At 70.1% G+C, this 9,657-nt stretch carries 10 protein-coding genes; 8 read left to right on the plus strand and 2 right to left on the minus strand.

Annotated features, from left to right (window positions below):
- The 3 genes from Q0X16_RS01040 to yeiP all read left to right on the plus strand — a co-directional run.
- Positions 1–1,590 (plus strand): EAL domain-containing protein (locus Q0X16_RS01040; protein WP_297829721.1); only part of this gene is annotated, 1,590 nt, incomplete at its 5' end.
- An 87-nt stretch (positions 1,591–1,677) separates the two neighbouring features.
- Positions 1,678–2,448: an SDR family NAD(P)-dependent oxidoreductase gene (locus tag Q0X16_RS01045; protein WP_297829723.1), complete on the plus strand. Its 771-nt coding sequence runs from the start codon at positions 1,678–1,680 to the stop codon at positions 2,446–2,448.
- A 30-nt stretch (positions 2,449–2,478) separates the two neighbouring features.
- The gene (gene yeiP / locus Q0X16_RS01050; protein WP_297829725.1) at positions 2,479–3,045 is read left to right on the plus strand and encodes an elongation factor P-like protein YeiP; all 567 of its coding nucleotides are present in this window, start codon (positions 2,479–2,481) and stop codon (positions 3,043–3,045) included.
- 96 nt (positions 3,046–3,141) lie between these two features.
- Here yeiP and Q0X16_RS01055 read toward each other — a convergent pair whose 3' ends face one another.
- Positions 3,142–4,809, minus strand: coding sequence for an ABC transporter ATP-binding protein (locus Q0X16_RS01055; RefSeq protein WP_297829727.1), 1,668 nt, complete (start codon positions 4,807–4,809; stop codon positions 3,142–3,144).
- A gap of 46 nt (positions 4,810–4,855) precedes the next feature.
- On the opposite strand from Q0X16_RS01055, the gene Q0X16_RS01060 reads away from it, so the two are divergent.
- From Q0X16_RS01060 to Q0X16_RS01080, 5 genes are all read left to right on the plus strand, one after another.
- Positions 4,856–5,149, plus strand: coding sequence for a PqqD family protein (locus Q0X16_RS01060; protein WP_297829728.1), 294 nt, complete (start codon positions 4,856–4,858; stop codon positions 5,147–5,149).
- 2 nt (positions 5,150–5,151) lie between these two features.
- On the plus strand, positions 5,152–5,592 hold the full coding sequence (locus tag Q0X16_RS01065; RefSeq protein ID WP_297829730.1) for a lasso peptide biosynthesis B2 protein: 441 nt from the start codon (positions 5,152–5,154) through the stop codon (positions 5,590–5,592).
- Positions 5,593–5,828: 236 nt separating this feature from the next.
- Positions 5,829–6,032: a hypothetical protein gene (locus Q0X16_RS01070; RefSeq protein WP_297829731.1), complete on the plus strand. Its 204-nt coding sequence runs from the start codon at positions 5,829–5,831 to the stop codon at positions 6,030–6,032.
- Positions 6,033–6,121: 89 nt separating this feature from the next.
- Positions 6,122–7,108 carry a hypothetical protein gene (locus Q0X16_RS01075; protein ID WP_297829733.1) on the plus strand — a complete coding sequence of 329 codons (987 nt, stop codon included), beginning with the start codon at positions 6,122–6,124 and terminating at the stop codon, positions 7,106–7,108.
- Positions 7,105–8,268 carry a 50S ribosomal protein L11 methyltransferase gene (locus Q0X16_RS01080; RefSeq protein WP_297829734.1) on the plus strand — a complete coding sequence of 388 codons (1,164 nt, stop codon included), beginning with the start codon at positions 7,105–7,107 and terminating at the stop codon, positions 8,266–8,268. Before Q0X16_RS01075 ends, Q0X16_RS01080 begins: the two co-directional genes overlap by 4 nt.
- Positions 8,269–8,283: 15 nt before the next feature.
- On the opposite strand, the gene Q0X16_RS01085 is transcribed toward Q0X16_RS01080, so the two are convergent.
- On the minus strand, positions 8,284–9,657 hold a 1,374-nt coding region (locus Q0X16_RS01085; RefSeq protein ID WP_297829735.1), incomplete at its 5' end, for an asparagine synthase C-terminal domain-containing protein.

A 9,657-nucleotide genomic window follows, 5' to 3' on the forward strand; every position in this document is an offset into this window, starting at 1 on the left:
GAATCCATGCGCATCCTGCGCCAGCAGCGCCCGCCCCGCACGATGGACGCCCTGCTGGCCTGCCTCGACACCGAAGACGGCAAGCGCCTGCGCAAGACGCTGAAATCGATCGGCGGCGGCACCGGTTTCGACCTCGAACTGCGCGGGCGCACGGCGCGCGCGGCCAAGTTCTGGATGCGCATGATCGGCGAGCCCGACCCGCTCGACCCCGGCCACAATCGGTTCACCGGCACCCTGCAGGACATCACCGAAAGCAAGCGCGCCGAGGAGGCGCTGCGCGTGCAGGCGCAGACCGACGCGCTGACCGGCCTGCTCAACCGCGACGCCATCCTCGAATCGATCCGGGACGGCCTGGAGGCCGACGGCGGCCCGGATCTGGCGGTGCTCTACATCGACCTCGACCGCTTCAAGATCGTCAACGACGCGCTCGGCCACGACGCCGGCGATCGGCTGCTGATGGACGTGGCGCAGCGCCTGCGCGAGGCGGTCGGCACGGAAGCTTCGATCGCCCGCTTCGGCGGCGACGAATTCCTCGCCACCTGCCGCATCGCCGACGACCCAAAGCGCCCCGAACGGCTGGCGCTGCGGATCCAGGCCGCGTTCGAACCGCCGTTCCAGCTCGGCAAGACCGAATTCTCGGTGTCCGCCAGCATCGGCCTGGCGCGCGCACCGGCCGACGGCACCACGCCCAGGCGCCTGATCCAGAGCGCCGACGTCGCCATGTACGTCAGCAAGCGCAAGCACCACAACGGCTTCCAGAACTTCACCCCGGCGCTCGAACAAGCCCGGCAGGAACGGCTGCAGATCGAAACCCGGCTTCGGCGCGCGCTCGACAACGGCGAGTTCCATCTCGCCTACCAGCCCCAGGTCGACCTGCGCACGGGCCGGATCCTGTCCGCCGAAGCGCTGCTGCGCTGGAACAGCCCGGACCTGGGCACGGTCGCGCCGGAGCGCTTCATCGACCTGGCCGAAAACACCGGCGACGTGATCCGGATCGGCCACTGGGCGCTTCTGGAGGCCTGCACGCAGATGCGGCGCTGGCAGGAGCAGGACCTGCCGATCCAGCGCATCGCCGTGAACGTGTCCTATCGCCAGTTCGTCGGCGAAGACATGGTCGCCAGCGTGCGCCAGATGCTCGCGGACACCGGCATTCCCGGCCACGCGCTGGAGCTGGAAATCACCGAGCGCGTGCTGGTGGAAGACACCCGCGACACCGCGCTGGTATTCGACAGCCTGCGCAGCCTCGGCGTGCGCCTGACGATCGACGATTTCGGCGAAGGCTACAGCGCCCTCAACTACCTGCGCCGGCTGCCGATCCACGGCCTCAAGCTCAGCCAGGGCTTCGTCGAAGGCGTGCCCGGCAACCGTTCCGACGTGGCGATCTGCCAGGCCATCACCGGCGTGGCCCACAGCCTCGACCTCGACATCGTCGCCGAAGGCATCGAAACCGAGGCCCAGCGCGATTTCCTGCTGCGGCTCGGGGTGACCGTCGGGCAGGGCTTCCTGTTCCAGCCGAGCCTGCCACCCGGCGAACTTTCCAGACGCCTGCTGGCGCAGGCCGGACAAGGGATGCCCGCCGCAGATCGATGAACAAAGCCAGCGCTACGAGGCCAGCGTCGCCACCGTCGCAGCCGGCCTCCATCCGCTAAAATTCCCTTTTCTCCGCAGGACATCCCGATGCAGCTCTCCCACGCCCGCGCCGTCATCACCGGCGGCGTCTCCGGCCTCGGCTTCGCCGTCGCCCGCCAGCTGGTGGCCCACGGCGGCAAGGTCGCCCTGTTCGACGTCAACGCAGACAAGGGCGCCGCCGCGGTAGCCGAACTGGGCGAGGCCAACGCCCGTTTCTTCCGCACCGACGTCAGCGACGAGGCGCAGGTGGTGGCCCACGTCGCCGCCGCGAACGGCTTCCTCGGCGGACTGAACGTCGCCGTCAACTGCGCCGGCATCCTCGGCGCCGGCCGCGTGCTCGGCAAGACCGGCCCGATGCCGCTGGCGCAGTTCTCGACCACGGTGATGGTCAACCTGGTCGGCAGCTTCAACGTCGCCAAGGCCTGCGCCGACCTGATGCAGCACAACCCGGCCAATGCCGACGGCGAGCGCGGGGTGATCGTCAACACCGCCTCGGTGGCCGCCTACGAGGGCCAGATCGGCCAGGCCGCGTATTCGGCCAGCAAGGGCGGCGTGGTCGGCATGACCCTGCCGATGGCGCGCGAACTGGCCCGCTTCGGCATCCGCGTGATGACCATCGCACCCGGCGTGTTCTGGACCCCGATGGTCGACGGCATGCCCGAAACCGTGCGCACCTCGCTGGAAGCCACGATCCCCTTCCCGGCCCGGCTCGGCAAGCCCGAGGAATACGCCGATCTCGTCGCCTACATCCTCGGCAACGTCTACCTCAACGGCGAGACCATCCGCCTCGACGGCGCCACGCGGCTGGCACCCAAGTAAGCCGATCCTTCTTCCGGAGCCCGCATTCCCATGAAAGCTTTCGACATCAAGAAAGGCAACGTCGTCGAACACAACGGCGGCGTCTACCAGATCCGCGACATCGAACGCAGCAGCCCGCAGGGCCGCGGCGGCAACGTGCGCTTCCGCTTCGTCATGTATTCCATCCCCGGCGGCAGCAAGCTCGACGCCAGCTTCGACGGCGACGACGACCTGCGCGAAGTGGACATGAGCCGCCGCCAGTGCACCTATTCCTACAAGGACGGCGACGCCTTCGTGTTCCTCGACGACGAGGACTACACCCCCTACACGCTGGACGCCGATGCGATCGGCGACGCCGCCGGCTACATCGTCGATGACCTCGCCGGCATCTACGTGCAGCTGATCGACGACCAGCCGGTCGCCATCCAGCTGCCGCAGTCGGTGGCGATGGAAGTGATCGAAACCCCGCCGGAACTGAAGGGCGGCACCGCCACCAAGCGCCCGAAGCCGGCCAGGCTGTCCACCGGCATCGAAATCATGGTGCCCGAGTACATCGGCAACGGCGAAAAGGTGTGGGTGAACACCAGCACCGGCGAATTCGGCGGCCGCGCGGAGTAGGTTTTCCTGCCACGTGCAGGACCGGAACGCGCTCTGCCGCGCGACCGGCGAAATCCCGGGCACCCGCCCGCGGCGCTCCTGCCAGGCACCCTCCCCTCAAACAATCTTTCCCGCTTCCAGCCGCAGCACGCGGTCGGCCAGCGCCAGGCTGGCCGGGCGGTGGGTGATCATGATCACCGTGCGCCGCGCCAGCACCTCGCGGCAGGCGGCGATGAATTCGGCCTCGCCCTCCGGATCGAACATCGCCGTTGCCTCGTCCAGGATCAGGATCGGTGGATCCTTGATCAGCGCCCGCGCCAGCGCGATGCGCTGCTTCTGGCCTCCCGACAGCTTGACGCCCTGGTCGCCGATCACGGTGTCGTAGCCCTGCGGCAGCGCACTGATTAAGTCGTGCGCGCGGGCGGCGCGGGCGGCGCGCTCGATCGCCTCGCGGCTCGCAGCGGCCTGCCCATAGGCGATGTTGCCGGCGATGGTCGCGTTGAACAGCATCACCTGCTGGGCCACCAGTCCGATCTGGCCGCGCAGGGCCGCCAGGCGGAAGTCGCGCACGTCGTGCCCGCCGATCGCCACCGTTCCGCCCTGCGGTTCCACCAATCGCAGCAGCAGGTGCACCAGCGTGCTCTTGCCGGCGCCGTTGATTCCGGTCAGTGCCACCGTCTCCCCGGCGCGGATGTCGAGCTCGAAACCGCGGAACAGCGGCGGCCGGCCCGGGTAGGCGAAATCGACCTGTGCGTAGCGGATCGCACCGTCGGCCGGCACCTGCTGCAGCGTCCCGGCATCCGGCTGCGGCTGCGCCGACAAGGCCTCGATCAGCCGCTGGATCGAGCCGCGCGCCGCCAGCGTGCTGCCGTACACCGACGCCAGCGCGCCCACCGGCCCGACCAGCACCATGGCGTACAGGAACAGGCTGACCAGTTCGCCCATCCGCATCTGGCGATCGACGATCAGGCCGCCGCCCAGTCCGAGCAGCAGCAGGATCGCGCCGGCCCCGGCCACGTAGACCAGCGGGTTGATCGCCCCCTGCAGCTTGGCCAGGCGCAGGTCGATGTCGTAGATCGCATCCGCGCGCCCGCGGTAGTTCGCGCTCTCGCCCGCCTCGGCGGCAAACGCCTTGATCACCGGCAGCAGTTCGAGGTTCTGCTCGGCCAGCGCCGACTGGTCCGCCCACGCCTGCGCCGAGGCGTGGGCCAACGGCCGCAGCCGGCGCCCGGCCAGCTTGATCGCGATGAACATCAGCGGCATCAGCACCATCACCGCCACGGCAATCATCGGCGCCAGCCGCAGCATCATCAGCAGCGCGCCGACCAGGGTGAACAACAGCGGCAGCAGCGGCAGCAGGATCCCGGTGACATAGCCGCTGAGCCGGTACAGATCGTTGCCCAGCAGGGCCAGCACATCGCCACGACGGCGCTCCTGGTGCCAGGCCAGCGGCAACGCCTGCAGGTGCGCGTACAGCTCCGCGCTGGCGTCGGCGACCAGCCGCCCCGATGCCTTCTGCAGCTGCAATCCGACGACATAGCCCAGCCCCTGCTGGGCGCAGATCAGCGCGAACAGCACCCACAGCAGGGCACCGAGCCCCTGGTCCAGCAGCAGCCGGTCGGTCAGCTGCCCGCCCAACCACGGCTGCGCCAGCGTCGCCCCGCTCTGCACCAGCATCAGCAGCAGGGTCAGCGACAGCGCCGGCAGGTGCGGCCGCAGCCATGTCCGCAGCCGCTTCCAGGCTTCGCTCCGCAGCGCCTGATCGGCGTCCTCTTTACCTTGCATGACCCCTCGCCTACCCTGTGCCGCACCGCCACATGAAGCCGCAAGCATGACCGGAACGCCTCTCGCCGTCACCCTCGCCAGCAAGGTCGCAGTCTCGGACGAGGTCCTGATGCAGGAGGTCGGCGACGAGGTCGTGCTGCTGGATTTGGCCAGCGAACGCTACTTCGGCCTCGACCCGGTCGGCACCCGGATCTGGGAGCTGCTGCCGCAGCGCCGCGACCTTGCTGCCGTCCACCAGTCCCTGTGCGAGGAATTCGACGCCCTGCCGGCGACGATCGAACACGACCTGCTGGCGCTGGTGCGCTCGCTCGCCGAAGCCGGCCTGGTCACGGTGGACTAGCCGTGGGCCGGCGGCTGGCCGGCTGGCGCGCGCTCTCGCGGGGCGAGCGCACGCGACTGGTTGCCTGCCTCCTGCTGCTGCCCGTTCTCCATCTCGCGCTGGCGCTGGCCGGCTACCGCCGCACCCTGCGCTGGGTCGAAGCGCTGACTCGACGCCGGCAACCGCATCCGGCCTCGCCAGCGGAGATCGACGCCGCACGCGCGCTGGCCCGCCTGGCTGCCATCGCCGGCCGCCACGGCGTGGTCGACGCCACCTGCCTGCGGCAGTCGCTGCTGGTGCTGGGCTGGCTGCGCCTGCGCGGGCTGCAACCGCAGCTGCAGTTGGGCATGAAGCCGATGGCCGGGCCATTCCAGGCGCACGCCTGGATCGAGCTGGAAGGCCAGCGCCTGCTGTCGACGGATGCCGAACACCAAACTTTCCGTGATCCCCGCGCGGCAGGCTGATCACCCCAGGGCCGTGCCGCGGGGCCTGCGGCACGCCGTCCGGCCGGATCCCCACCACCGGGCCGCGAGCCGGTACGAGGAATGTCGTTCATGGCACACGCTGACGGTGCCGCTGGCGCCAGCATGCCTCGCCTTGGCCGCGGGGCCCGCGCGCCGGCTTGCCTTTTCGCGCGCGGCTGGATATTCTCCAGTCGAGCGACGGGGTCGCAAGCTGAATTGGGGGAGCCATGGAGCGCATGAAGGATCTGCAGTTGGCAATGAAGAACTACACCTCCCCGCGCCTGCGGGTGTACGGCAGCGTGCAGGCGCTGACCGCCGGTGGGACCGGGACGACCAATGAGACCGGCATGGTTTCAGTGCCGGGCATGCCGGGCACGCCTGGCAATTGCTACAACGGCATGACGCCGGGTGGCAATACGAGTAGAAAGCACTGCGTATAACCGTTCCCGGCGTCCCCGCAGTCCTGTCCCGATTCGGATCTGCGCCTGCAGCGCCGCAGAAAGCAGGGCGGACGGCGAAACGATCGCACATGCTCTACGCGGGCTATCCGTTGGAGTCCGGGATCCGGTTGCGGTCCCTGCGCCCTGCCGCCGCGGACGCAAAGCACCCCGCCATCCGGATCGCGATCCAGGCGGCATGCCGAGGTCGGCAGGAAACCCCCGAGCCGCTGTGGCGGCACCAATGGCTCGAAGCCGATGGCAGCCTGAGCCTGCGGGTCGCCCGCTGGCACCAGGCCGCCCCGGACGGCAACGCCATGCACCTGCTGCAGGCACCGGAACAGTGCGATTTCCTGGTCGACCCGAGCGCCGGCTGGATCGGCGTCGACGCCTGTTCCGGGCTTGCCGAGAACACGCTGGAACACCTGCTGCTGGACCAGGCCCTGCCGCGCCTGCTCGCCGGCCGCGGGCATCTGGTGGTCCACGCCAGCGTGATCCGCATCGGCAGCCGCGCGGTGGCCTTCGTGGGCCGCAGCGGCCGCGGCAAATCGACCCTCGCGGCGCTTTTTCAGCGGCGCGGCTACCCGGCGCTGTGCGACGACTGCGCGCTGTTCGACCACCACGACCGGCAGGCCAGCGTGACCCCCAGCTATCCCGGCCTGCGCCTGTATTCGGACAGTATCGAGCACGCCCTGGAATGGGCGGACGAATCCGGCCCGGTTTCGCAATACAGCGACAAGCAGCGCGTGATTGCCCTGCAGCAAGCCGCCGAACTCCAGGCCCCGCAGCCACTGGCGGCGATCTACCTGCTCGACGACCCGCCGCCGGGCGGCACCGGCCTGGCCATCGAACCGGTCACCCCGGCAGCGGCCTGCATGGCGCTGGTCGAGCACGGCTTCCGGCTGGACCCGACCCGGCGGGAGGAAACCACCCGCCAACTGCGGCTCGCCAGCGCGGTGGCTGAAGCCTGCCCGACCTTCCTGCTGCGCTACCCGCGTGATTTCGACCGCCAGGACGCACTGGTCGAGCAACTGCTGCGCCACCACCAACGCCTCCCGCACACACCCGCCACGCCATGACCTACAGCGACGGTTACAGCCTGTCCTCCTACGGGCAGATGATCGAGGACAGCGCGCGCTTCGCGCCCTGGCGGGAAGCGCTGCGGCGGCACGTGCGCGCCGACAGCGTGGTCCTCGACATCGGCTGCGGGCCCGGCATCCTGTCCTTCCTCGCCTGCCAGTTCGGAGCGCGCAAGGTCTATGCGGTGGAGCCGGACGACAGCATCGAGGTGGGCAGGCACTGTGCCGCCGACATTCCCGGCGCCGAGCGGATCGAGTGGATCCGCGGCATGTCCACGGACATCACCCTGCCCGAACCGGCGGACCTCGTGCTTGGCGACCTGCACGGCAACACGCCGTTCTATACCGGCAACATCGCCTCGCTGGCCGACGCCCGCCGCCGCCACCTGCGGCCCGGAGGCGTGCTGCTGCCGCACCGTGACCTGCTGTACGCCGTGCCGGCATCGGCACCCTGGGAAATCGAGTCGATCGAAGCGCCGTGGCGGCGCAACCAGCTGGGACTCGAGCTGTCGGCCGCGCTGCCCTGGCTGGTCAATACCTGTTGGCGCGCGCGCGGCCAGCCCACCGAACCCGAGCAGTTGCTGGCCGACCCGGCCGCCTGGGGGACCGTCGATTACCGCGCAGAGGAAACCCGCGGCCTCGACCGCACGCTGGAATGGACCATTGCGCGGGCCGGACGCCTGGACGGTTTCTACGTCTGGTTCGACGGCGAAATCGACGACGGCCTGGGGTTCAGCAATTCGCCGCTGTTACCGGAACTAGTCTACGGCCGCATGTTCTTTCCGCTGGAGCGGGGAGTCGAGGTCCAGGCCGGCGACCGGATGCAGACGCGGCTGGCGGTGCGGCGGGTGCAGGAGGACTGGATCTACCGCTGGGACACCCGGATCACCCGCGCGGAGGTCGGCGAGCTGGCCAGCTTCCGGCAGTCCACCTTCCGCCTGCTGCCGGGCGCCACCGATCGCCTGCGCAAATCCGAGGCCGGCCACGTTCCGCGCCTGTCGGACCGGGGCCGGATCCAGCAGGCGATCCTGGCGTCGATGGACGGCCAGCAGACCGTGGGCGAGATCGCGCGGCAGCTGCTGGCGCGGTTCCCGGAGCAGTTCCAAAGCTACGACCGCGCGCTTGCCGAAGTGGCCGACTGTTCGCGGCGCTACGCCTGAAACCCGCGGCCCCGCTCAGCCGACCTGCAGGCGGTTGCCCTCGATCCAGGCCACCAGCGTGGCCAGTTGCAGGACGGCGTCGCCTTCCTGTTCGATCGCGCCTGCCGGCGACGCGTCCCACATGCGGCACAGGCGGGCCAGCGCATCGCGATCGGCTACCCCCGCCAGAACCTCGGGAGCGCGCGCCAGCAGCGCCGATACCCGGTCGACCGATGCCGCCAACACCTGTGACGCAAGCGCACCGCCGAGATGCGACTTGCCCGAATACCAGGCGATGTCGGCACCGAGAACGCCGGCGTTGGCCTCGCGCGCGACCCATTTGGTCCAGCCATCTCGGGCCAGGCAGGCTTCCGGCATCCGCAGGAACAGTTCGATCACCCGCTGGTCGCACCACGGATGCCAGGCCTCGATGCCGAACCGACCGTAGGTGCGGTCCGTCCCCTCCAGCGCACGCACGAAGCCGGGATTCCACCAGGTCCACGCCCGCTGTTGCGCTAGCGAGCTGCGCGAGCGCCGCGCCCGCGCGGCCAATGCCGCCGCCAGATGCCGCTCGCGCAGCTGCAAACGCCGCGCGAAGCCGGCATCGATCCACTCCCCCGCGTCGGCGCCGCGCTGCGACCGCGCGCGGCGGCGGTACCGCCAGGACGCCAGCCAGTCGGGCTGCAGGGCCGTGGCGAATCCCTGCAGCAGGATGCGGGACGCCGGCACCCCGCGCAAATAGGTGTTGACCCGGCTGGCGCGCTGCGCCTCCCGCCAGCCCTGTACGAGGTGTCCGGCCGCCGCAAGTTCCCCGGCGCGGCAGTCGGTCGAGGTCATCACCGTGTCGCCATCGGCGCCGTCCAGCACCACCCGCCTGCCCGCCGCGCGCGCCACCAGGCAGCCCAGGCGCGCGTAAAGCAGGGAATTGTCGACCGGATGCGCGGCATTCCAGGCGTATTCAAGCAGTTCGGCAAACTGCGGGCTGGCTTCCAGTCCCTCCAGCGGCAGCAACTGCCCGTCTCCACCGGCATGCAGGCGCCGGATGTTGCTTGTCTCGTCGGACACCGGCTCGGTCGTTTCCACCAGTGACAGCGGCCACAGCGCCAGCGCGTCTCCCGCGTCCCGCAGTCGGTGCGCCGACGCCAGTACGCTCGCGGAGTCGATCCCGCCGCTGAGCAGCAGCGCCGGGCGCCGCACCGCGCGCAGGCGGCAGCGCACCGCCGCGTCGAAGGTGTCGACGAACTCGGCAACCCACTCCCGGGGCGCCGCGGTCGAGGCTGCGCTGTCCGGGATCGGCCAGTAGCGTGACCGCTGCGCCCGCCCGCCGGCATCGAGCTGCAGTCGCTCCCCGGGGCAGACCCTGCGCACGTCGCGATAGAAGGTTCGCTGCGGGTCCTCGATCTCGTGTCC

Source organism: Thermomonas sp., assembly GCF_025993755.1.
Classification (GTDB): domain Bacteria; phylum Pseudomonadota; class Gammaproteobacteria; order Xanthomonadales; family Xanthomonadaceae; genus Thermomonas.